The sequence below is a fragment of the Pseudomonas sp. p99-361 genome, from assembly GCF_003935475.1.
Classification (GTDB): Bacteria; Pseudomonadota; Gammaproteobacteria; order Pseudomonadales; family Pseudomonadaceae; genus Aquipseudomonas; species Aquipseudomonas juntendi.
In genome coordinates this window covers 85,451-106,592 of record NZ_RHQO01000006.1, presented here as the reverse complement: position 1 = coordinate 106,592, position 21,142 = coordinate 85,451, and the positions used below count along the sequence as shown (strand labels likewise).

Here is a 21,142-nt window from a genome sequence, read left to right as displayed (position 1 = left end):
CCGCCGCAGGGCCGGGGCCGCGTGGCAGAATCTGCATTTCGCATCGCTGATGCCCGTCAACGCCTTGTATTCCGGGGGTTACGCGATTTCCTGGGGTGTCAATTCGTGCCTGCTCGACGACCTGAAAGACTGTCAATGGCACAAATTGTCGCAGAGCTTATTCTTTATTGATTGAACGTTCAATCAAAACAAAATAGACTGGTCTTCGCCGAGTCAGCCGCCTGTCGCCTGCTCGCAGGCCTGAGGAGATAGCAAGATGCCCAAGGTCGGTATGCAACCCATCCGCCGCCAGCAGTTGATCGAAGCCACGTTGCAGGCTGTCGACCAGGTCGGCCTGGGGGACGCCAGCATTGCGCTGATTGCCCGTTTGGCCGGGGTGTCGAACGGCATCATCAGTCACTACTTTCGGGACAAGAACGGCCTGATAGCAGCGACGATGGGTTACATCATGAATATGCTCAACGAAGGCGTTCGAGCACGTCGCCAGGCCCTGACGGACGACAGCCCGCGCGCTCACCTGAAAGTGATCATCGAGGGCAACTTCGATGCCAGCCAGGTGAACGGCCCGGCGATGAAAACCTGGTTGGCCTTTTGGGCTTCCAGCATGCACCAGCCCGATTTGCACAGGTTGCAACGGATCAACGACCACCGTTTGTACTCCAACCTGTGTTGCCAGTTTCGCCGTGCCTTGCCGCTTTACCATGCGCGCAAGGCCGCCCGTGGCCTGGCAGCCCTGATCGACGGTCTGTGGCTGCGCGGTGCCTTGTCGGGTGATGCATTCGACACTGGCCAGGCAGTACGGATTGCTTACGAATACATGGATCTACAACTGGCTAAGCAGCACACCCTGGGCACCAACGACCCGGCTGCTGAACAAGCGCGCACGGCCCTTGCCCACCCGGCAGGAGCGTGACGCAAAGCCAAACCACACACTGCACTTGCGAGGACACTATGGCCCGTTTCGGAACGCAAAAACTCTACATTGATGGCGCTTACGTCGACGCTGGCAGCGATGCCACTTTCGAAGCCATCAACCCGGCTACCGGCGAAGTCCTTGCCCACGTGCAGCGTGCGACCGAGGCTGACGTCGAGAAAGCCGTCGAAAGCGCCGAGCGTGGCCAGAAAGTCTGGGCTGCGATGACCGCCATGCAGCGCTCGCGCATCCTGCGCCGCGCCGTCGACATCCTGCGTGAGCGCAACGACGAGCTGGCCATGCTGGAAACCCTGGACACCGGCAAGTCGTACTCGGAAACCCGCTACGTCGACATCGTCACCGGCGCCGATGTGCTGGAGTACTACGCAGGCCTGGTACCGGCCATCGAGGGCGAGCAGATCCCGCTGCGTGAATCGTCCTTCGTCTACACCCGCCGCGAGCCGCTGGGCGTGACCGTAGGTATCGGTGCCTGGAACTACCCGATCCAGATCGCCCTGTGGAAATCCGCCCCGGCCCTGGCCGCTGGCAACGCGATGATCTTCAAGCCATCGGAAGTCACGTCGCTGACCACCCTCAAACTGGCCGAGATCTACACCGAAGCCGGCCTGCCCAATGGCGTGTTCAACGTGCTGACCGGCAGCGGCCGTGAAGTCGGTACCTGGCTGACCGAGCACCCCCGCATCGAAAAGGTTTCCTTCACCGGCGGCACCACCACCGGCAAGAAGGTCATGGCCAGCGCCTCGAGCTCGTCGCTCAAGGAAGTCACCATGGAACTGGGCGGCAAGTCGCCGCTGATCATCTGCGCCGATGCCGACCTGGACAAGGCCGCCGACATCGCCATGATGGCCAACTTCTACAGCTCGGGCCAGGTATGCACCAACGGTACCCGCGTGTTCATCCCGGCTGAAATGAAGGCTGCCTTCGAAGCCAAGATTGCCGAACGCGTTGCGCGCATCCGCGTTGGCAACCCGGAAGACGAAAACACCAACTTCGGCCCGCTGGTCAGCTTCCAGCACATGGAAAGCGTGCTGGGCTACATCGCCAAGGGCAAAGAGGAAGGTGCCCGCCTGCTGTGCGGCGGCGAGCGTCTGACCACCGGTGAGTTCGCCAAAGGCGCCTTCGTGGCCCCGACCGTGTTCACCGACTGCAGCGACGACATGACCATCGTCAAGGAAGAGATCTTCGGCCCTGTGATGAGCATCCTCACCTATGAAACCGAGGAAGAAGTGATCCGCCGTGCCAACGACACCGACTACGGCCTGGCCGCCGGTGTCTGCACCAACGACATCACCCGCGCCCACCGCATCATCCACAAGCTCGAAGCCGGTATCTGCTGGATCAACGCCTGGGGTGAATCGCCGGCCGAGATGCCGGTCGGTGGCTACAAGCAGTCGGGCGTAGGCCGTGAAAACGGCGTCAGCTCGCTGGCCCAATACACCCGTATCAAGTCGGTTCAGGTCGAACTTGGCGGCTACAACTCGGTCTTCTGACCGACAGTTGCAAGCCGCAAGCTTCAAGCTGCAAGAAAGAGCCGGTCGGCGTCAGACCGCCGGCCCTTGCAGATACCATCCATTCGCAAGCTTCGCCCAACTGCTTTTTCTTGCAGCTTGTAGCTAGAAGCTTGCCGCTGCATTTCGGAGAAATGCCATGGAATACGATTACATCATCGTCGGTGCCGGCTCCGCCGGTAACACACTGGCCACCCGCCTGACCGAAGATGCCGGCGTCACCGTACTGCTGCTGGAAGCCGGCGGCCCCGATTACCGCTTCGACTTCCGCACCCAGATGCCAGCAGCCCTGGCCTTCCCGCTGCAAGGCCGCCGCTACAACTGGGCCTACGAGACCGACCCGGAGCCGTTCATGGACGGCCGCCGCATGGAGTGTGGCCGCGGCAAGGGCCTGGGTGGTTCGTCGCTGATCAACGGCATGTGCTACATCCGCGGCAACGCCATGGACTTCGACGGCTGGGCAGAACTGCCAGGCCTGGAAGACTGGACCTACCTCGACTGCCTGCCGTACTTCCGCAAGGCCGAAACCCGCGACATCGGCCCTAACGACTACCACGGCGGTGACGGCCCGCTCAGCGTCGCCACGCCCAAAGCAGGCAACAACCCGCTGTTCAACGCAATGGTCGAAGCCGGTGTTCAGGCCGGTTACCCGCGTACCGAAGACCTCAACGGCTACCAGCAGGAAGGCTTTGGCCCGATGGACCGTTCGGTGACCAAGAACGGCCGCCGCTCCAGCACCGCCCGTGGCTACCTGGACCAGGCCAAGAAACGCCCGAACCTGACCATCGTGACCCACGCCCTCAGCGACCGCGTGCTGTTCGAAGGCAAGCGCGCGGTTGGCGTCACCTACCTGGTGGGCGACAGCGAAGAGCGCGTAGAAGCCCGTGCCCGCAAGGAAGTGATCGTCAGCTCCGGCGCCATCGCTTCGCCGCAGCTGCTACAGCGCTCCGGCGTCGGCCCGCGTGCCCTGCTGGAAAGCCTCGACATTCCGGTGGTGCACGACCTGCCGGGCGTGGGTGAAAACCTGCAGGACCACCTGGAGCTTTACCTGCAGTACGCCTGCACCCAGCCGGTGTCGCTGTACCCGTCGCTGCTGTGGTGGAACCAGCCGGCCATTGGTGCCGAGTGGCTGTTCAACGGCACCGGCATTGGCGCCAGCAACCAGTTCGAGGCTGGCGGTTTCATTCGCAGCCGCCCTGAATTCAAGTGGCCGAACATCCAGTACCACTTCCTGCCGGTGGCGATCAATTACAACGGTTCCAATGGCGTGAAGGAGCATGGCTTCCAGGCGCACATGGGTTCGATGCGCTCCCCTTCCCGCGGCCGCATCCAGGCCAAGTCGAAAGACCCGCGCCAGCACCCGAGCATCCTGTTCAACTACATGTCCTCCGAGCAGGACTGGCAGGAATTCCGTGACGGCATCCGCCTGACCCGCGAAATCATGGCGCAGCCGGCACTGGACCCGTACCGTGGCCGCGAAATCAGCCCCGGCGCTCATGTGCAAACCGATGAAGAGCTGGACAAGTTCATCCGCGAGCACGCCGAAACCGCCTTCCACCCGTCCTGCTCGTGCAAGATGGGCACCGACGACATGGCGGTGGTCGATGGCGAAGGCCGTGTGCACGGCATGCAGGGCCTGCGCGTAGTGGATGCGTCGATCATGCCGTTGATCATCACCGGCAACCTCAACGCCACCACGATCATGATTGCCGAGAAAATCTCGGACAAGATCCGTGGTCGCAAGCCGTTGCCACGCAGCACCGCCAAGTACTACGTGGCTGGTGATGCCCCGGTCAAAGGCAAGCCGATGCGTGAAGTGAAGCAGGCGTAAGCCTGCACCGGCCGCATCGCCGGCAAGCCGCCTGCCACAGGTTGAGCACCGGCAACATGACAAAAGGCACCCCACCGCGGTGCCTTTTGCACATCTGCAGAAACGCTTTACATGCTGCCAATTCATCAGGTTAGAATCGATTGGCACGCGACTTGCCAGTCATTCCCCTTTCCAGCGTTATCCCGGAGTACCTGCCTTTGGATGCCAGCACCATCAACAGCCTGTTCCTGATCGGCGCATTACTGGTGGGCGCGAGTATTCTGGTCAGTTCGCTGTCGTCGCGCCTGGGCATCCCTATTCTGGTCATCATTCTCGCCGTGGGCATGGTCGCCGGTGTCGATGGTGGCGGCATCATCTTCAACAACTACCCAACCGCCTACCTGGTGGGCAACCTCGCCCTGGCGGTGATCCTGCTCGACGGCGGCCTGCGCACACGGGTGGCGAGCTTTCGCGTAGCGCTATGGCCGGCACTGTCGCTGGCCACGATCGGGGTCATGATCACCACAGCCCTGACCGGCCTTGTTGCTGCCTGGCTGTTCAACCTGAGCCTGATCCAGGGCTTGCTGATCGGCGCCATCGTCGGCTCCACCGACGCCGCAGCGGTGTTTTCGCTGCTGGGCGGCAAGGGCCTGAACGAACGGGTTACCGCCACCCTGGAGATCGAGTCGGGCAGCAACGACCCGATGGCGGTCTTCCTGACAGTTACGCTGATCGACATGATTGCCAGCGGCCAGACCGGCCTGCACTGGAGCCTGCTCACCCACCTGCTGCGCGAGTTCGGCATCGGCGGGTTGCTGGGCCTGGGCGGCGGCTGGCTGATGCTGCAACTGGTCAACCGGATCAACCTGGCCGGTGGCCTCTACCCCATTCTGGTGGTGGCCGGTGGCCTGGTGGTGTTCTCGCTGACCAACGCCCTGCACGGCAGCGGCTTCCTGGCTGTGTACCTGTGCGGCCTGGTGCTGGGCAACAAGCCGATCCGCAGCCGCCATGGCATCCTGCACATGCTCGACGGCATGGCCTGGCTGGCGCAGATCGGCATGTTCCTGGTGCTGGGGCTGCTGGTGACACCGCACGACCTGCTGCCCATTGCCCTGCCGGCACTGGGCCTGGCGTTGTGGATGATCCTGGTGGCGCGGCCTCTGTCGGTGGTGGCGGCATTGCTGCCGTTCAAGGCCTTCCACGGCCGCGAAAAAGGCTTCATCTCGTGGGTTGGCCTGCGCGGCGCGGTGCCGATCATTCTCGCGGTGTTCCCGCTGATGGCCGGCCTGCCGGACGCCCAGCTGTTCTTCAACCTGGCTTTCTTCATCGTGCTGGTGTCGCTGCTGGTGCAAGGCACCAGCCTGCCGTGGATGGCCAAGCTGCTGAAGGTGACGGTACCACCGGATCCGGCGCCCATCTCCCGCTCTGCGCTGGAGGTGCACATCACCAGCGAGTGGGAAATGTTCGTCTACCGCCTGGGCAAGGAGAAGTGGTGCATCGGCGCCGCCCTGCGCGAGCTGAAGATGCCGGAAGGCACACGCATCGCCGCCCTGTTCCGCGGCGAGCAGTTGCTGCACCCCTCTGGCAGCACCGTGCTGGAGGTCGACGACATGCTCTGCGTGATCGGCCACGAACACAACCTGCCGGCGCTGGGCAAACTGTTCAGCCAGGCGCCGCAGCGTGGCCTGGACCTGCGCTTCTTCGGCGACTTCGTTCTCGAGGGCGATGCCGAACTGGGTGCGGTGGCCGCACTGTATGGCCTGAAACTCGATGGCCTGGACGCGAAAATGCCGCTGGCGCAGTTCATCCGACAGAAGGTCGGAGGCGCTCCAGTAGTAGGTGACCAGGTGGAATGGCACGGCACGATCTGGACCGTGGCGACCATGGTCGGGAACAAGATCCAGAAAGTGGGCGTCAGATTCCCCGAAGGAACGCGACCCGGACCAGGATTGTTCCTCTAAACTTCGTTTCTGCCGGATCCACAAGTAGTCTGCCTATGTCCCTGCGCGCATACCTTCGCACAGCCCTGCTCGGGCTGTGCCTGTCCCTTTCCTTCGCGGCCACCGCGGCAGAGCCGCCAACGGCTGCCAGCATTCAGAACAGCCTCGACAAGATTGCCGAGCGCAAGCTGCCCGAGGCCGACCAGAAGGCCTTGCAGCAGGTACTGGAACAGACGCTTAGCCTGCTGGCCAGCAAGGACGACAACGAGAAGAAGCTGGCCGCCCTTAAGCAGCAACTCAGTGCCGCACCCAAGGAAACCGACGACAGCCAGAAAGAGCTGGCCCGGCTCAAGCAAACCAAGGTTCAGCCGGTTGCCCAGCGCTATGCCAACCTCAACGTGCAGCAGCTCGAACAGATGCTCAGCGAGCGCAACACCCAGCAGGGCGAGCTGCAGAAGTCGCTGTCCGACGCCAACAGCCTGATCATCAACTCGCAGACCCGCCCCGAACGTGCCCAGGCCGAAATCAGCAGCAACCAGACCCGCGCCCAGCAGATCAACACCATCCTCAAGACCGGCAAGGACGGTGGCAAGTCGATCAACGCCGACCAGCGCAACCAGCTGAACGCAGAACTGGCTTCGCTCAACGCGCTGACCCTGCTGCGCCGCCAGGAACTGGCCGGCAACAGCGTGCTGCAGGACCTTGGCAACGCCCGCCATGACCTGCTGATCGAGCGTGCCGCGCGCCTTGAGCAGGAAATCCAGGACCTGCAGACGCTGATCAACGACAAGCGCCTGGCCCAGTCCCAGGAAACGGTCACCCAGCAATCGATCGAGGCGCAGAAGGCGGGCGGCAGCAGCCTGTTGGCCACCGAAAGCGCAGCTAACCTGAAGCTGTCCGACTACCTGCTCAAAAGCACCGACCGCCTCAATGAGCTGACCCAGCAGAACCTGCGCACCAAGCAGCAACTGGACAGCCTGACCCAGGCCGACCAGGCGCTGGACGAGCAGATCAACGTGCTCAAGGGTAGCCTGCTGCTGTCCAAGATCCTCTACAAACAGAAACAGACCCTGCCACACCTGAAACTCGACCGTGACCTGGCCGACCAGATCGCCGACACCCGCCTGTACCAGTTCGAGGTCAGCCAGCAGCGCGAGGTGATGAGCAGCCCGGTGACCTATGTCGACAAGCTGCTGGCAGCCCAACCGCAGGAACAGGTAACCCCGCAGCTGCGCAAGGCCCTGCTGGAGCTGGCGATCACCCGCAGCGACCTGCTGGAGCGGCTGAACCGCGAGCTTTCGGCGCTGCTCAACGAATCGATCACCCTGCAGCTCAACCAGAAACAATTGCTGGGCACTGCCCAGAGCCTGCGCACCACCCTCGACGAACAGATGTTCTGGATCCCCAGCAACAAGCCCCTGGACTGGGACTGGCTGCGCACCGTGCCGCAACGGCTGGCCGACCAGGTCGCCAACCTGCCGTGGGCCTCCAGCCTGAGCGAGCTGACCGACGGCCTCAGCCACCGGCCGCTGCTGTTCCTGCCGCTGTTGCTGGTGATCGGCGCTCTGTTGTGGCGGCGCAAGTACCTGTACCAACGGCTGGGCAAGGTGCACCAGGACATTGGCCATTTCCGCCGCGACAGCCAGTGGCATACGCCACAGGCGATTCTTATCAATATCCTGCTGGCGATGCCGGTCAGCCTTGTCCTGGCGTTGTGCAGCTACGCCCTGCAAATCGACGCCCGCGGGCAGAACGCCAACCTCGGCGCGGCCCTGTGGCAACTGGCCCAGGCGTGGCTGGTGTTCTATACCGCCTACCGCATCCTTGCACCCGGCGGCGTGGCGGAAGTGCATTTCCGCTGGTACAAACCCCAGGTCGAGTTCCTGCGGGGCTGGGTACGCCGCCTGGGCACCGTGGTGCTGGCCCTGGTCGGGGTAGTGGCGGTGGCCGAGCACCAGCCGTCGGCGCTGGCCGACGATGTACTGGGTATTGGCGTGGTGCTGGCCTGCTATGCGCTGATGGCCTGGCTGCTCAGCCGCCTGCTGCTCAGCAGCCCGGCGCACCGTGACACTTCGCTGTTCCGCAAGGCGGTCGGCGTGGCGTTCACTGCGCTGCCTATCGCCCTGTTCGTCGCGGTGTGCTTCGGCTACTACTACACCGCCCTGAAACTCACCGACCGGCTGATCTACACCCTCTACCTGCTGCTGTTCTGGCTGGTGATCGAGGCCGCCTTCGTGCGCGGCCTGTCGGTTGCGGCCCGCCGCCTGGCCTACCAACGGGCACTGAGCAAGCGCGCGGCGGCCAAGGAAGGGCTGGACGGCGAAGTGGTCGTCGAAGAGCCGACCCTGGACATCGAGCAGGTCAACCAGCAATCGCTGCGCCTGATCCGCCTGGCCCTGCTGGGCGGTTTCATCGCTGGCCTGTACTGGGTATGGGCCGACCTGCTCTCGGTGTTCGCCTACCTCAACAACTTCGTGCTGTACGAATACACCAGCGGCACCGGCGCCGCTGCCAGCATGGTGCCCATCAGCCTGGGCGACCTGTTGGGGGCACTGGTGATCGTCGGCATTACCTTCGCCCTGGCCGGCAACCTGCCAGGCCTGCTGGAGGTGCTGGTGCTGTCACGCCTGAACCTTGCCCAGGGCAGCGCCTACGCCACCACCACCCTGTTGTCGTACACCATCGTCGGCGTGGGTATCGTCAGCACCCTGTCGACCCTGGGGGTCAGCTGGGACAAGCTGCAATGGCTGGTGGCGGCGCTGTCGGTGGGCCTGGGCTTTGGCATGCAGGAAATCTTCGCCAACTTCATTTCCGGCATCATGATCCTGTTCGAGCGCCCGGTACGCATCGGCGACACCATCACCATCGGCAACCTGTCGGGCACGGTGAGCAAGATCCGCATCCGCGCCACCACCATCACCGACTTCGACCGCAAGGACATCATCGTCCCCAACAAGACCTTCATCACCGGCCAACTGATCAACTGGTCGCTGACCGACACGGTCACCCGGGTCACGCTGAAGCTGGGCATCGACTATGGCTCCGACCTCGACTTGGTGCGCGAGCTGCTGCTCAGGGGCGCGCATGAAAACCCACGGGTGCTCAAGGACCCGGAACCGATCGTGTACTTCCTCAACTTCGGCGAAAGCTCGCTGGACCACGAACTGCGCATGCACGTGCGCGACCTGGGTGACCGCAACCCGACGCTAGATGAACTCAACCGCTTCATCAGCCGCGAGTTCAAGGCGCACGACATCAAGATCTCGGTACGCCAGGTCGAGGTGTTCCTGATGGACGCAGCCGGCGGCAAGCAGCAGCTGATACCGATGGAGCAGCCCAAACCCGATGGCACCCAACCTGTGTGAGTGGACGCCATAGGGCATGAACGCCCAGAATGCCTGCGAGGGCTTGGCCCTCGATCGCCGGCAAGCCAGCCCCCACAGCTGGGCCCCGCAAAGCGGCCCCAATGGCACCGACTTCCAGGAGCAGCCCGTGAAAGCCCTCGACCAACTCACTTTCGACAACCGCTTCGCCCGCCTGGGCGATGCGTTTTCTACCCAGGTGCTGCCCGAGCCCATCGCCGAGCCCCGCCTGGTGGTGGCGAGCGAGTCGGCCATGGCGCTGCTGAACCTCGACCCGGCCCAGGCCGAACTGCCTCTGTTCGCCGAACTGTTCAGCGGCCACAAGCTGTGGGACCAGGCCGACCCAAGGGCGATGGTGTACTCCGGCCACCAATTCGGCTCGTACAACCCGCGCCTGGGCGATGGCCGCGGCCTGTTGCTGGCCGAGGTTCTGAACGACGCCAATCAGCACTGGGACCTGCACCTCAAGGGGGCCGGCCAGACGCCGTACTCGCGCATGGGCGACGGCCGCGCCGTGCTGCGCTCATCGATCCGCGAGTTCCTCGCCTCCGAAGCCCTGCACGCCCTGCACATTCCCACTAGCCGCGCGCTGTGCGTCATCGGCTCGAGCACCCCGGTATGGCGCGAAACACGTGAAAGCGCGGCCATGCTCACCCGCGTGGCGCAGAGCCACGTACGCTTCGGTCATTTCGAGTATTTCTACTACACCAAGCAGCCTGAGCAGCAACGGGTGCTGCTCGACCACGTCTTGCAACAGCACTACGCCGAGTGCGGCACCGCCGAGCAACCTTACCTGGCGATGTTCCGCACCATCGTCGAGCGCAACGCCGACCTGATCGCCCGCTGGCAGGCCTATGGCTTCTGCCACGGGGTCATGAATACCGACAACATGTCGATCCTCGGCATTACCTTCGACTTCGGCCCGTATGCCTTCCTCGACGACTTCGACGCCAATTTCATCTGCAACCACTCCGACGACCGTGGTCGTTACAGCTACGCCAACCAGGTGCCCATCGCCCACTGGAACCTCAGCGCGCTGGCCCAGGCGCTGACCACGGTGGTCGAGGTGGAGCCGTTGAAGCAGGCGTTGAGCCTGTTCCTGCCACTGTACCAGGCCCATTACCTGGACCTGATGCGCAGGCGCCTGGGCTTGACCACGGCAGAGGATGACGACATGGCGCTGGTCGAGCGCCTGTTGCAGTGCATGCAGCGCGGTGGTGTGGACTACAACCTGTTCTTCCGCCGGCTGGGCGAGCAACCGGTGGCCGAAGCGTTGAAGGTGGTACGCAATGACTTCATCGACCTGGCCGGCTTCGATGCCTGGGGCGCCGATTACCTGGCCCGCTGCGAGCGTGAAGCCGGTAATGCCGAGGGGCGCCGCGAACGCATGCATGCAGTGAACCCGTTGTACGTGCTGCGCAACTACCTGGCGCAGAAAGCCATCGAGGCAGCTGAAGCGGGGGATTACAGTGAAGTGCGGCGGCTGCACCAGGTGCTCAGCAACCCCTTCGAGGAGCAACCCGGGATGCAGGCCTACGCCGAGCGCCCACCGGAATGGGGCAAGCACCTGGAAATCAGCTGCTCTTCCTGATTGGCGCTTCCCCCCTGTGGGAGCGGCCTTGTGTCGCGATGGGCTGCCAAGCAGCCCCAAAAATCTCGAGGAACCAACATGTCCGAACCACTGGTCATCCCCTGCCCCCACTGCAACGGCCTCAACCGCTTGCCTGCCGAGCGCCTGGGCGACGCGCCGAAATGCGGCCGCTGCAAACAGCAGGTCCTGCTGAGCGCCCCTTTCGAACTCACCGAAGCCAGCTACGCCAGCCAAATCAAAGGCGACCTACCGCTGCTGGTGGATGTCTGGGCCGACTGGTGTGGCCCGTGCAAATCGTTCGCCCCCACCTTCGAACAAGCCGCCCGCCGACTGGCCGGCCGCTGCCGCCTGGCCAAGCTCGACAGCGAAGCCAACCGCAACCTGGCCGGGCAACTGGGCATCCGTTCGATCCCCAGCCTGCTGCTGTTCAAGAACGGCCGCGACGTCAGCCGCCAGGCCGGGGCGTTTCCACTCCAAGCGTTGTTGGAGTGGGTGCGCAGCCAGGGGGTTTAGTTTTCAAGCGCTTGCCAGCAGCGACTCATAGGGAATGCGAAGGCCATCATGCAGGCGCTTAATCATGGAAAGGCTCAGCCCGCGCTTCCCGCTCAGTACTTCCGAAACTCGCCCGCTTGGACCGATGTACGGTTCAAGATCTCTTGGCGTGAGCCCCTGCTGATCCATACAAAACTTGATAGCCTCGATGGGATTGGCGGGGTGAATGGGATAGTGCCTGTTCTCGTACACTTCGATCAGTGTCACAAGCACTTTCATTTCATCAGCCTCAGGCGTGCCCGCTTCAGACTGAAAAATGGCTTCGAGGCCCTGGAATGCTGCTCGAAGATCGTCCTCGTTACGAATCGGCTTAATATTCACAGTTTGTCTCCACGTCAATCTCGTCATCGCGCTTGTGCGTACCGACGAACTTCACCCAGGCGATACCGGCGCGGTACTGCATCTCAACCACAAGCCGGTACTTGTTACCCCCAATAAGGAAGCGGGCTAGATACCTACTCGCTGCGCTCCAGCAAATCATGCAACTCGACAAACTGCTGTGTCAGCTTGTGCCTGGGCTCCAGGTGAATCAGCGGCAGGCTGGCGTGGTGCGATTCACGCATCTTCACCGAGCTGCCAAGGTACACCGGCAGCACCGGCAGCCCTTCGGCCAGCAGTTCGTCGAGCATCTGCTGCGGCAGGCTGGCACGCGACTGGAACTGGTTGACCACGATGCCTTCGACTACGAGGTCTTCGTTATGGTCTTCCTTGAGGTCTTCAATTTCGGCCAGCAGGCCATACAGGGCCTGGCGCGAAAAGCTGTCGCAGTCGAAGGGAATCAGCACACGGTCAGCCGCGATCAGCGCCGAAACTGCATAAAAATTAAGCGCCGGCGGGGTGTCGATATAGATCCGCTCGTAATCCTCGTCTAGCTCATCGAGCAGCTTACGCAGCTTGTTGATCTTGTGCTTGGCCTCGAGCTTGGGCTGCAGGTCGGCCAGTTCAGGCGTTGCAGTCACCACATGCAGGTTGTCGAACGGGGTTTCATAGATATCCACCCTGTTCTTCTTGCTGAATGGCCCGCTGGACAGGCTCTGCTTGAAGAAATCGGCGATACCCATGGGGATATCCTCACCCGTCAGCCCGGTGAGGTACTGTGTCGAGTTGGCCTGGGCATCCAGGTCGACCAGCAGGGTCCGGTAGCCCTCATTGGCACTGACCGCCGCCAGGTTGCAGGCGATGCTCGACTTGCCTACGCCACCTTTCTGATTGAACACCACGCGCCGCATGGTTGACCTCCGTGTTTCAACGAATGCCCGAGTATGTGGCGGTGTCGCCGCCATGGCCAGTGCTATTCGCCTGAAGCAGCTGCGCAAACGCCTTGGCCATGGCCGACCCGCCGCCTTCGCGCTGCACCAGCCACACCGCGGTCATCGCCCCCTCGTCGAGCAAGGTGCGGTACACCACCCCTTCGATACGCATGCGCTGGAACGAGGCCGGCAGCACCGACACCCCCAACCCCGCCGACACCAGGCCGATGATGGTCATCGCCTCCCCTGCCTCCTGGGCAAAATGCGGGCTGAACCCGGCCTGCCGCGCCAGGCTCAGCAACTGCGCATGCAAGCCGCTGCCATAGCTGCGCGGGAAGAACACGAACGGCTCATGGGCCAGCGCCGCCATGTGCACGCCTTGCCCGCTGGCTTCGGCCAGCGGGTGTGAGGCATTGATCACCGCCACCAGTGGCTCGCGGAACAGCTCGGTGGCCAGCAACCCTTCCGGCAGCGGCATTGGCCGCATCAGGCCGACTTCGATGGACTCATCGAACACCCCCTCGGCAACATCGCGGCTGCTCATTTCCTTGAGGTTCAGGTGCACTGCGGGGAAGCGCTGGCGAAAGGCATGGATGGCCTTGGGGATCTTCGATGTGAACGGGGCCGAGGAGGTAAAGCCGATCTTCATCTCGCCCAATTCACCCAGTTGTGCACGCCGCGCCACATCCGCGGCCTTCTCCACCTGCGCCAGCACCTGACGCGCCTCGCCCAGGAACAGCCGGCCTGCCTCGCTCAGCTCGACCCGGCGGTTGGTGCGCTCGAACAAGCGCGCCCCCAGCTCCTGTTCCAGCGCCTGGATCTGCTGGCTCAGCGGCGGTTGCGAAATGCCCAGTTGCTGGGCGGCGCGGCCGAAGTGCAGCTCTTCTGCCACGGCAATGAAATAACGCAGATGGCGCAGTTCCATGGTTCGCTCCAAACAAGTCGCACAACGTCTTAAATAGGTCGAACAATATATTGGATATAATCATTAGCCAGCTATATGCTTTTTTCATTGCACCAGAGGTACCCGCCGTGAAAACTGCTGTAGCCGCGCAGCCCATCGAACTCGAACCTGCCACCTTGACCGACATGTGGATCGAAAAAGGCACCCCCGCCTTCATGAAGACCGTGCTGGCCCTGTTCAGCGGCGGCTTCGCCACCTTCGCCCTGCTGTATTGCGTACAGCCGATGATGCCGTTGCTGTCTAAAGAATTCGCCATCAACGCCGCACAAAGCAGCCTGGTGCTGTCAGTGTCGACCGCGATGCTGGCGTTCGGCCTGCTTGTCACCGGCCCGATCTCGGACCGCATCGGCCGTAAGCCGGTGATGGTGTTCGCCCTGGTGTGCGCCGCGCTCTCCACCCTGGCCAGCGCGGTGATGCCGAGCTGGGAACTGGTGCTGGCCACCCGCGCACTGGTCGGCCTGTCGCTGAGCGGCCTGGCAGCAGTGGCCATGACCTACCTGAGCGAAGAGATCCACCCCCAGCACATTGGCCTGGCCATGGGTTTGTACATCGGCGGCAACGCCATTGGCGGCATGAGCGGGCGGCTGATCACTGGCGTGTTGATCGACTTCGTCAGCTGGCACACAGCCATGCTGACCATCGGCGGCCTGGCCCTGGGCGCCGCCCTTGTGTTCTGGAAGGTGCTGCCGGAGTCACGCAATTTCCGCCCGCAGACGATGAGCCCGCGCAGCCTGCTGGACGGGTTCGTCATGCATTTCAAGGATGCCGGCCTGCCCTGGCTGTTTCTGGAGGCCTTCCTGCTGATGGGTGCCTTCGTCACCCTGTTCAACTACATCGGCTACCGCCTGCTGGCCGAGCCCTACCACATGAACCAGGCACTGGTCGGCTTGCTGTCGGTGGTGTACCTGTCCGGCATCTACAGCTCGGCGCAGGTCGGCGCCTTGGCGGACAAGCTGGGCCGACGCAAGGTGTTCTGGGCCAGCATCGTGGTCATGGCGTGTGGTTTGCTGATGACCCTGGCCAGCCCACTGGCCATGGTGATCGTTGGCATGCTGGTGTTCACCTTCGGCTTCTTTGGCGCGCACTCGGTGGCCAGTAGCTGGATCGGCCGGCGGGCGCTGAAGGCCAAAGGGCAGGCGTCGTCGCTGTACCTGTTCAGCTATTACGCCGGCTCGAGCGTGGCCGGTACGGCGGGCGGGGTGTTCTGGCACCAATGGGGCTGGAATGGCATCGGCCTGTTCATAGGCAGCTTGCTGGCAGTGGCGTTGCTGGTGGCGCTACACCTGAGCAAGTTGCCACCGAAGTCGGGGTGAGGCATTCGCGGGCACGCCCGCGAACTGGCCCGGGAATCAGTTGATGATTTCGACGATATCCACATCCACTTCACGGCTCATCAGGTGTTTCTCCACCTCACCGGTCAGCTTGACCTTGGTCTTGTCGTTGAATGGCGTCGGTGGCAGGTCTTCATCATCGATTTCCACGGTGATGGTGCCGGTGTTGTCCTTGAATTCGTATTTGTCGTCGTTGTTGATCTTCTTGGTGACGAAGCCCTGCAGCACCGCCGGCGTGTCATCGGCGGCATCGTTCGCAGCGGCCACGGTGGTTACCGCTTGTGCACCCGGGCCGGTATAGCCGGCAGCCAGGGCAGCAGTGCTGAACAGCGGGGCGAGGATCAGAGCAAGGTAACGGGTTTTCATGGAGGCAGGTCCTGTTTCGGTTTGGATGGGAACAGCCTACCGAAGCTGGCTGAATCCAATCTTAATCGCCTCAGGCTTCGTCCAGTTCCAGCGCCAGCTGCACCTGCAACTGCTCGCCAGTCACCTGTAGCTGCACACTGCGCAGCTGTGCGCCGTCACGTTCCAGCGTGTGCAGCCAGCTCAGCACTGCCGTGGGCTGGCCTTCGAGGCTGACATCGAGCTGATTGGCCCGAGCCTGCAGCCCGACAACGCGCAAACCGGCGGCCAAGGCACGCTCATTGAGCGCGGCGGGCGTCAGTGCCCGCACCGCTTCGCGCCCCCCGACCGGCGCTGACGCCACCTGCTGCAACTGCCCGGCCAGCTCCAGCGCCTGCCCATGGGCAAGCTCGGCCTGCAGCATGCGCTGCTTACCAGGCAGCCAAGCCAGTTGCCAGAGCGCCAGCATGGCCACCCCCCATAGCGTGGCCCTGATCAGTGCCCGCCGCGTGGCGGGTAGGGTTTGCCATTGGCGAACAAGAGCCTGCTCAAACCTGTGCTTCATCAAGTCCCGCTCCAGGTCAGGGTTGCCCGCACCCCTTGGGCAGTCTGCCGGGCCTGGTCCATCAGCACGGCAGGGGCCAGCAAACGCAAGCGCTCGAGGTCATCGAACCCCAGGGCCAGCACATCCATACGCCACCCTTGCGCCGGGCTGAACGCGGCCCGTTCAAGGGTAATGTTCCCGGTTTCCACCAGCGGCTGCGCGACGGCCGCCAGGCCTTCCATGCGGGTGGTCGTACGAGGGCCGGCCTGCAACGCCCTGACGCGCACCGCCAGGTCACCGGTGACGGGCTGCCCGGGCGCCCACCGCTGGAATGCCTGAACGTTTTCGGCATGCTGTTGAGCCACGCGCTGCAACAGCCCCTCGACACGCCAATGATCGGCCACGCACAGCATGGCGAAGCCCAGCAGCACTGCGCCCGCCAACGCCGACCAGGGTAACGCCAGGCGCTGACGGCGGAATGGCCCCTGGCGCAGGTCCAGCGCCTTGGCTCGCCCTTGCAGCAAGGTCTGGAAGGCATTGTCGACCCTGTGGTTGACCAGCGGTTGCCCGCCATCGGCAGCAGCGGCCTGCCAGGCCATCGGCGGCAATTGCCGCGCCACGATTTCGGCTGCCTGGGGCGTGGCGACCAGCCACGGCCCACCTCCGCCGCCCACCAGCCAGCGCCCGTCAAGCCACAGTGCACTGGGCTGCTCGCCACCCAGCAGGTCGGCATCGACATGGATCGCGACCGGGTCGATACCCAGGGTTTGCAACAAGGCCAAGACATTGCGCAGCACCTGACGCTCTATCACCAGCGCACGGCGGTGCCCTTGCATATCTGCTGCGGCAAAAACCAGGTGCACCGATTCCAGCGCCGCTGCCAACTGCTCTTCGGCGGCGTAGGCCAATGATTCAGGCTTCGGCCGCTTGCATGGCACGGGGCCGATTTCGCAACTGCCGAGCATTTCCATCGGCAAGACAAGGATCACAGGGCCGGCCAGGGTCGCCCCGAGCGCGTCCAGACGCGTCTTGCGCACGCTGCCATCGCCTGCTCGCAGCCACACCGGCCACTGCGCATCGGCCGCCGCAACGCCCGCGGGCAATAGGTACAGCCAGGTTTCACTCATCTGCTCTTCGCTCCCGCATTGCAGTAAATACACGCCGCACCACACGAACCTGGTGCGTGTTCAAATCGATCTCCAGGTCGCTGTACAGGTACATGCGCCTACCCGCCTGCTGTGCCTGCACCTCAAGGCGAAACCAGCGGCTGGTCACGGCAAGCCGGCGCCGGTTCACGCCCACGCCGTCCAATTGCGCAGAGGCCAGAAAACGCTCCACTGTCGGGTAGCCCGCCTCGGGGCGTTGCCGTACCAGGTCGGCGGCCACCGCTGGCGACAACTCGGCCAGTGCTGCCAACAGACGTGCCGGGGCCGTGTTGATGTTGAGCCGCGCCTCCTTGGGCAACACCACTACCCAAGGCTGCAAACGCGCCATCACCTCGGCAGTGACGCCCGGCAGGGCCCGCAACTGGGTAGGGTCCAGCAGCGGCTGGCCCGCCAGCGCCTCCAAGGCCGGCGGCGCCACCTGCAGTGCATGGCACAGGCGCTGCCAACGCTCGAGCAGCAAGGGGTCGGGGGTTTTACCTGCGGTCAGGGCGCCGAGGTTGAAGCGCCCTGCAAGGTCCTCCAGCTGTAGTTGCACCCGGCCTTCGCCCAAGGTCAACACACGGGGTTGGCCCCAGCCCTGCCGCCCGTGGGTCACCTGCAGGATCTCCCCTACCTCACCCCGCAGGCTCGCAAGCGCCTGTTGTTCGCCGGCTTGCGCCAGGCGCAACAGGCGCGTGGCTTCGAGCTGCTGGGCAACACCGCCAAGCAGCAGGCGATGGCTGTGCAACATGCCGGCTACCAATAACGTCAGCAGCGCCATCACCAGCAGCACGGTAATCAGCGCCAGCCCCTTCTGCCGTTGCCGCTTCACTGGCTGGCCCCGCCAAGCGGCAGTACCCGCCGAATCTGCGCCAAGCGCCGGGTGGACAGGGTCACCTCCAGCGCCTGCGGTGGCAGGGCCCGGCGCTGGACCATTGGCCAATGCGCCTGCCAGCCGCTACCGGGTACATGCAGGCGCCACTGCAGTTCGCCCACACCTTCGAGCAAACGCTGCGGGCGCGGCTGGCCCTGCCCCTGGGTGCGCCGCTGGCGCCACAGCACGCCGTCGGCGAGCCAGTATTCGACCACCCTCAGTTCGCTGCGCTTGAGCGCCTGGTGGTCGGGTTCGCGGGTCAGCCAATGGGCCCGGTCGCCGTTCAGCAGGATGCCGTAACCGCCCTTGCCCAGGCTCGCCGGCAGATACCCTTGCAAGGCATCGCGCTGGATCAGGCTCATGGCCCTGCCCAGCGCATGCAACTGCTCGGCCTGGGCCTGGCGCGCACGCTCGGCCCGCATGACCACATCCAGCACACGCGCACTGCCCACCGCCAACAAGGCAAAGAGGGCGATGGCCAGCAGCAGTTCGATCAAGGTGAAACCGCGCTGGCGGGGCCTAGCGTGAAGCATCGCTGCCCCCCTGCCACCCGGTGGCCTGGTGCAACACCTGGCGATCGGCCGCAAGGCCCACGTGTACCTCGACCTCCAGCAGGCCAGCCCCGCCCAGCCGTCGCCGGCTTTCCTGCAGCAGCCAGCGACGCTGGCCGAACATCACCTCCATGCTGCGCTGGCCGGGCGCCAGGGCCGGTTGCAGGCGCATCTCCATCAGGTGGTTGTCGGCGACCCAGCTGGCAAAAAGACGGTCCTGCAACCCCTGCGACTGCACCAGTATGCGCTGGCTGGCCGTGCTCACCGCCACGGCCAGCACCGCGAAGATCGCCAGCGCCACCAACACCTCGAGCAGGGTGAAGCCGCGTTCAGGGCTGGAACTGCGGGGCATTGAGGCCATCGCTCGACAGGGAGACCGGGCGCACAGTGTCGGCCTCGAAATACAGGGAAAACGGCGTGTGCTCGTCATTGCCGTACATCACCAGTTGCGGCGCCTTGCCAGGCACGACGGGTGGCACTGGCAGCCCATCGATCTGCAGGCGCAGGTCCAGGCCAATATCGCGCTGCTGGCCCGCGGGCTCCCAGCGGTCACCGCGGGCCTTCAGCAGTTGATAGCCTTGCGGGTCGATTCGGATACCCAGCGCCACGCCCTCCAGCACAGCCTGTTGCCGTGCGTGTTGCACCAGTTGCAGGAACAGGTTGGCCTCCTGGCTGGCCAGGCGCTGCGGGTCGCGCCCGATACCGAGCCCCGCCATGCCCATAACGATGCTCAGCAGCAGCAGGACCAGCAACAGTTCCAGCAGTGTGAAGCCTTGCGCGCGGGGCCGTTTCATTCAGACCAGTTGCCGATATCGGCATCCATCTGTTCGCCGCCCGGCTGCCCGTCGGCACCCAGCGAGTAAAGGTCATACCCCTGGTTCGAACGGCTGCCCGGGTTCACGTACTGGTAAGGCGAGCCCCAAGGGTCGGTAGGGGTACGCTTCAGATAGCCCTGGGCACTCCAGTTGCGCGGCAATGGCGCCACGCTGGGGCGTGTGACCAAGGCGTCCAGGCCCTGCGCGGACGTTGGATAACGGCCGTTGTCCAGCCGATAGATTTCCAGCGCGGTGGCGATCGACTGCAGGTCGGTGCGGGCTGCGGTCAGCTTGGCATGGTCGGGACGGCTCATCACGTTGGGTAGCACCAGCGCGCCAAGCACGCCCAGAATGATAACCACCACCATGATTTCGATGAGTGTGAAGCCACGTTGCGCGTGGCGTGTAGCACGAAGGGACATGTCAGTTGACCAGTTGGTTGAGGTTGAGGATCGGCAGCAGGATGGCCAGCACGATGAACAGCACGATGCCCCCCATCACCAGCAGCATCAGGGGTTCGCAGAGGCTCACCAGCAGCGCGATACGCCCTGCCAGTTGCCTGGCCTGGAGGTCTGCGGCACGTTCAAGCATGGTGTCCAGTTCACCGGCGCGTTCGCCGCTGGCGATCATGTGCAGCATCAGCGGTGGCAGGGTGTCGCTGCGTGTCAGGCAACTGGCCAAGGCGCTGCCCTCGGCCAGCTCGCGGGCGGCCTGCAGCAGACGCTCGCGCAGGGTGAGGTTGCCGATCACCGCCGCAGCGATGTTCATCGCTTCTACCAAGGCCACGCCGCTGCGCCCCAGGATCGCCAGGGTGCTGATGAACCGCGCCGCCTCGCTGGCCCGCGCGAATTCGCCATAACCTGGCAGGCGCAGTGCCAAGGCATGCCACCGGCTACGCCATGGCGGTTGTTGCAGGGCCCACGCGCCCAGAGCAATGCCGGCCAGCAGCAGCGTGAGCGCTGCCAGGCCGTACTGGTTGGCGGCATCGCTCAGGGCAATCAGCACTTGCGTGGCCAACGGCAGGCGCGCCTGGTCGCGGGAGAATGCCTGCACCACATCAGGCACGACATAGCCCAGCAGAAACCCCACCACCAGCAACGAGACGGCCAGCAGAATCACCGGGTAGACCATGACCAGCTGCACTTTCTGCCGCAAGGCTTGCTCGTCCTCGCCATGCGCGGCCAAACGTTCGAGCACGTCCGCCAAGCGCCCAGAGCGCTCCGCAGCGGCCACGGTGGCCCGGTAGATGACCGGGAACGCCCGCGGGTACTGGGCCAGCGCCTGGGCCAGGGCATGGCCTTCGGCAACCCGCTCTGCCACGCCGCGCAACATCTGCCGCTCCTGGCGCCGGGTGCCTTGCTCGGCAACCGCCTCCAAGGCTTCGGTCAACGGCAGCCCAGCCTGCAGCAGGGTCGCCAGCTGGCGGGTCAGCAGCGAACGCCGGGCCAGGCTCAAACCGCTGCGGTTCAGCACGCCCGCCAGCAGTGACCGCGGCACGGGGCGCAGTTTCAGCACCTGCCAGCCTTGCTCGCGCAAGGTTTGCCGAGCCTGACGCGCCCCTGGGGCTTCCAGCGTACCGCGCTGGCGGGCGCCCTTGGCATCCTGGGCCTGATAGCGAAACAGCGGCAT

General features: G+C 64.1%; 20 protein-coding genes and 1 pseudogene. 8 read left to right on the top strand and 13 right to left on the bottom strand.

What is annotated here, in order from left to right; all coding sequences use genetic code 11:
• Positions 1–256 precede the first annotated feature (256 nt).
• From betI to trxC, 7 genes are all read left to right on the top strand, one after another.
• Positions 257–913 (top strand): transcriptional regulator BetI, encoded by a 657-nt coding sequence (gene betI, locus EGJ22_RS04885; RefSeq protein WP_009684989.1) that lies wholly within the window; start codon positions 257–259, stop codon positions 911–913.
• 38 nt (positions 914–951) lie between these two features.
• Positions 952–2,424: a betaine-aldehyde dehydrogenase gene (gene betB / locus EGJ22_RS04880; protein ID WP_009684988.1), complete on the top strand. Its 1,473-nt coding sequence runs from the start codon at positions 952–954 to the stop codon at positions 2,422–2,424.
• Positions 2,425–2,581: 157 nt separating this feature from the next.
• Complete coding sequence (gene betA, locus EGJ22_RS04875) at positions 2,582–4,273, top strand: choline dehydrogenase (RefSeq protein WP_009684987.1); 1,692 nt, start codon at positions 2,582–2,584, stop codon at positions 4,271–4,273.
• Between the two features lie 197 nt (positions 4,274–4,470).
• Entirely contained in the window at positions 4,471–6,213 is a 1,743-nt protein-coding gene (locus tag EGJ22_RS04870) for a potassium/proton antiporter (protein WP_029886549.1), read from the top strand.
• Between the two features lie 35 nt (positions 6,214–6,248).
• Positions 6,249–9,557 carry a mechanosensitive channel MscK gene (gene mscK, locus EGJ22_RS04865; RefSeq protein ID WP_054912242.1) on the top strand — a complete coding sequence of 1,103 codons (3,309 nt, stop codon included), beginning with the start codon at positions 6,249–6,251 and terminating at the stop codon, positions 9,555–9,557.
• 127 nt (positions 9,558–9,684) lie between these two features.
• Complete coding sequence (gene selO / locus EGJ22_RS04860; RefSeq protein WP_029885854.1) at positions 9,685–11,145, top strand: protein adenylyltransferase SelO; 1,461 nt, start codon at positions 9,685–9,687, stop codon at positions 11,143–11,145.
• Positions 11,146–11,223: 78 nt separating this feature from the next.
• The gene (trxC, locus tag EGJ22_RS04855; RefSeq protein ID WP_029885853.1) at positions 11,224–11,658 is read left to right on the top strand and encodes a thioredoxin TrxC; all 435 of its coding nucleotides are present in this window, start codon (positions 11,224–11,226) and stop codon (positions 11,656–11,658) included.
• Positions 11,659–11,661: 3 nt separating this feature from the next.
• Here the strand turns inward: trxC and EGJ22_RS04850 are convergent, their stop codons facing one another.
• From EGJ22_RS04850 to EGJ22_RS04835, 4 genes and pseudogenes are all read right to left on the bottom strand, one after another.
• Positions 11,662–12,018: a type II toxin-antitoxin system HigA family antitoxin gene (locus EGJ22_RS04850; RefSeq protein ID WP_029885852.1), complete on the bottom strand. Its 357-nt coding sequence runs from the start codon at positions 12,016–12,018 to the stop codon at positions 11,662–11,664.
• Positions 12,008–12,139: pseudogene (locus EGJ22_RS04845) on the bottom strand (type II toxin-antitoxin system HigB family toxin); the annotation flags it as partial. The pseudogene EGJ22_RS04845 and the gene EGJ22_RS04850, both read right to left, overlap by 11 nt.
• A 13-nt stretch (positions 12,140–12,152) precedes the next feature.
• Positions 12,153–12,926 carry a ParA family protein gene (locus EGJ22_RS04840; RefSeq protein WP_029885851.1) on the bottom strand — a complete coding sequence of 258 codons (774 nt, stop codon included), beginning with the start codon at positions 12,924–12,926 and terminating at the stop codon, positions 12,153–12,155.
• Positions 12,927–12,942: 16 nt separating this feature from the next.
• Positions 12,943–13,872 (bottom strand): LysR family transcriptional regulator, encoded by a 930-nt coding sequence (locus EGJ22_RS04835; protein WP_050492194.1) that lies wholly within the window; start codon positions 13,870–13,872, stop codon positions 12,943–12,945.
• Positions 13,873–13,979: 107 nt separating this feature from the next.
• Between EGJ22_RS04835 and EGJ22_RS04830 the strand changes: the two genes are divergently transcribed.
• Complete coding sequence (locus tag EGJ22_RS04830; protein WP_029885849.1) at positions 13,980–15,224, top strand: MFS transporter; 1,245 nt, start codon at positions 13,980–13,982, stop codon at positions 15,222–15,224.
• Between the two features lie 36 nt (positions 15,225–15,260).
• On the opposite strand, the gene EGJ22_RS04825 is transcribed toward EGJ22_RS04830, so the two are convergent.
• From EGJ22_RS04825 to gspF, 9 genes are all read right to left on the bottom strand, one after another.
• On the bottom strand, positions 15,261–15,608 hold the full coding sequence (locus EGJ22_RS04825; protein ID WP_029885848.1) for a YgiW/YdeI family stress tolerance OB fold protein: 348 nt from the start codon (positions 15,606–15,608) through the stop codon (positions 15,261–15,263).
• Between the two features lie 70 nt (positions 15,609–15,678).
• Positions 15,679–16,149 carry a hypothetical protein gene (locus EGJ22_RS04820; protein ID WP_104148217.1) on the bottom strand — a complete coding sequence of 157 codons (471 nt, stop codon included), beginning with the start codon at positions 16,147–16,149 and terminating at the stop codon, positions 15,679–15,681.
• Positions 16,149–17,255: a type II secretion system protein GspL gene (gene gspL, locus EGJ22_RS04815; RefSeq protein ID WP_064314823.1), complete on the bottom strand. Its 1,107-nt coding sequence runs from the start codon at positions 17,253–17,255 to the stop codon at positions 16,149–16,151. Before gspL ends, EGJ22_RS04820 begins: the two co-directional genes overlap by 1 nt.
• A complete protein-coding gene (locus tag EGJ22_RS04810; protein WP_029886135.1) occupies positions 17,248–18,105 on the bottom strand; it encodes a general secretion pathway protein GspK in 858 nt (285 codons plus the stop codon). The genes gspL and EGJ22_RS04810 overlap by 8 nt, the downstream gene beginning before the upstream one ends.
• Positions 18,102–18,680 carry a type II secretion system minor pseudopilin GspJ gene (gspJ, locus tag EGJ22_RS04805; RefSeq protein ID WP_029886136.1) on the bottom strand — a complete coding sequence of 193 codons (579 nt, stop codon included), beginning with the start codon at positions 18,678–18,680 and terminating at the stop codon, positions 18,102–18,104. Before gspJ ends, EGJ22_RS04810 begins: the two co-directional genes overlap by 4 nt.
• Positions 18,667–19,050 carry a type II secretion system minor pseudopilin GspI gene (gene gspI / locus EGJ22_RS04800; RefSeq protein ID WP_009684969.1) on the bottom strand — a complete coding sequence of 128 codons (384 nt, stop codon included), beginning with the start codon at positions 19,048–19,050 and terminating at the stop codon, positions 18,667–18,669. The genes gspJ and gspI overlap by 14 nt, the downstream gene beginning before the upstream one ends.
• Positions 19,028–19,492, bottom strand: a complete 465-nt coding sequence (locus EGJ22_RS04795) for a GspH/FimT family protein (protein ID WP_029886137.1) — start codon at positions 19,490–19,492, stop codon at positions 19,028–19,030. The genes gspI and EGJ22_RS04795 overlap by 23 nt, the downstream gene beginning before the upstream one ends.
• A complete protein-coding gene (gene gspG, locus EGJ22_RS04790) occupies positions 19,489–19,935 on the bottom strand; it encodes a type II secretion system major pseudopilin GspG (RefSeq protein ID WP_009684967.1) in 447 nt (148 codons plus the stop codon). Before gspG ends, EGJ22_RS04795 begins: the two co-directional genes overlap by 4 nt.
• A 1-nt stretch (position 19,936) precedes the next feature.
• Positions 19,937–21,142: a type II secretion system inner membrane protein GspF gene (gene gspF, locus EGJ22_RS04785; protein WP_029886138.1), complete on the bottom strand. Its 1,206-nt coding sequence runs from the start codon at positions 21,140–21,142 to the stop codon at positions 19,937–19,939.

Bases quoted from the DNA above. Each gene is read 5' to 3' on its own strand.
- betI (WP_009684989.1), top strand. From the start codon at position 257: ATGCCCAAGGTCGGTATGCAACCCATCCGCCGCCAGCAGTTGATCGAA.
- betB (WP_009684988.1), top strand. From the start codon at position 952: ATGGCCCGTTTCGGAACGCAAAAACTCTACATTGATGGCGCTTACGTC.
- betA (WP_009684987.1), top strand. From the start codon at position 2,582: ATGGAATACGATTACATCATCGTCGGTGCCGGCTCCGCCGGTAACACA.
- mscK (WP_054912242.1), top strand. From the start codon at position 6,249: ATGTCCCTGCGCGCATACCTTCGCACAGCCCTGCTCGGGCTGTGCCTG.
- trxC (WP_029885853.1), top strand. From the start codon at position 11,224: ATGTCCGAACCACTGGTCATCCCCTGCCCCCACTGCAACGGCCTCAAC.
- EGJ22_RS04840 (WP_029885851.1), bottom strand. From the start codon at position 12,926: ATGCGGCGCGTGGTGTTCAATCAGAAAGGTGGCGTAGGCAAGTCGAGC.
- EGJ22_RS04835 (WP_050492194.1), bottom strand. From the start codon at position 13,872: ATGGAACTGCGCCATCTGCGTTATTTCATTGCCGTGGCAGAAGAGCTG.
- EGJ22_RS04825 (WP_029885848.1), bottom strand. From the start codon at position 15,608: ATGAAAACCCGTTACCTTGCTCTGATCCTCGCCCCGCTGTTCAGCACT.
- EGJ22_RS04820 (WP_104148217.1), bottom strand. From the start codon at position 16,149: ATGAAGCACAGGTTTGAGCAGGCTCTTGTTCGCCAATGGCAAACCCTA.
- gspL (WP_064314823.1), bottom strand. From the start codon at position 17,255: ATGAGTGAAACCTGGCTGTACCTATTGCCCGCGGGCGTTGCGGCGGCC.
- gspJ (WP_029886136.1), bottom strand. From the start codon at position 18,680: ATGCTTCACGCTAGGCCCCGCCAGCGCGGTTTCACCTTGATCGAACTG.
- gspI (WP_009684969.1), bottom strand. From the start codon at position 19,050: ATGCCCCGCAGTTCCAGCCCTGAACGCGGCTTCACCCTGCTCGAGGTG.
- EGJ22_RS04795 (WP_029886137.1), bottom strand. From the start codon at position 19,492: ATGAAACGGCCCCGCGCGCAAGGCTTCACACTGCTGGAACTGTTGCTG.
- gspG (WP_009684967.1), bottom strand. From the start codon at position 19,935: ATGTCCCTTCGTGCTACACGCCACGCGCAACGTGGCTTCACACTCATC.
- gspF (WP_029886138.1), bottom strand. From the start codon at position 21,142: ATGCCGCTGTTTCGCTATCAGGCCCAGGATGCCAAGGGCGCCCGCCAG.